Origin of the sequence: Cytobacillus oceanisediminis 2691, from assembly GCF_007678455.1 — a bacterium.
GTDB lineage: Bacteria > Bacillota > Bacilli > Bacillales > Cytobacillaceae > Mesobacillus > Mesobacillus oceanisediminis_A.
Genome location: NZ_VEEP01000035.1, coordinates 1 through 747, shown reverse-complemented (window position 1 = coordinate 747; position 747 = coordinate 1). Strand labels below are relative to the sequence as shown.

Genomic DNA, 747 nt, shown 5'->3' with positions numbered 1-747 from the left:
AATCAAAACCACCAGTGTGAACTGGTGGTTTGCTCTGCGGCTGAAAGCCTCTCTTACCGGCCTTGGCCTTAAAGGCCCGCTGAAAGGGTTTCCCTTCTGCACCACATTCACTCACCAATTCTAAAGAATTTCTTTATTTATTCTTATTTTTTTGTCCTGTGAAAGGATCAAACTCTTCGAACAATGTTAACTGGTCAGCTTGATAGTCTTCCACGAGCTGATTTCGAATGTATTCTTGTATTTGCTTTTTGTTTCTGCCTACTGTATCAACATAGAAGCCTCGGCACCAAAATTTCCGGTTTCCATACCGGTATTTTAAATTGGCATGTCGATCGAAAATCATGAGGCTGCTCTTTCCTTTCAAGTAACCCATGAATTGAGACACACTCAATTTCGGCGGGATACTGACTAACATATGAATGTGGTCCGGACAGGCATTAGCTTCATGGATCACAACACCTTTTCGTTCACATAAATCTCTGATAATTTGGCCTATACTCTTTTTATATTTTCCATAAATGATTTGTCTTCTGTATTTTGGGGCAAATACTATGTGATACTTACAATTCCATGTTGTATGTGCTAAACTGTTCATGTCCTTCATAGGGCATACCTCCTTCTACGGTGAGATGAAGTGGTCGGGAAACCAACTTTATCCTACCATGAAGTGAGGTTTTTTTATTACTACCACGCTATAAGCTCTCTGGAACCCCCGGCATAGCCAGGGGTTTTCTAACACAGTAAAAA

The 747-nt window shown here is 40.7% G+C and carries 1 protein-coding gene; it reads right to left on the bottom strand.

Translation table 11 applies throughout. From position 1 onward, the window contains the following. Window positions 1–133: 133 nt before the first annotated feature. Window positions 134–604: an IS200/IS605 family transposase gene (tnpA, locus tag FS736_RS23400; protein WP_144481521.1), complete on the bottom strand. Its 471-nt coding sequence runs from the start codon at window positions 602–604 to the stop codon at window positions 134–136. Between the last annotated feature and the right edge of the window lie 143 nt (window positions 605–747).

Excerpts from the sequence above, each read along its gene's own strand:
- tnpA (WP_144481521.1), bottom strand. The coding sequence starts at position 604 with ATGAAGGACATGAACAGTTTAGCACATACAACATGGAATTGTAAGTAT.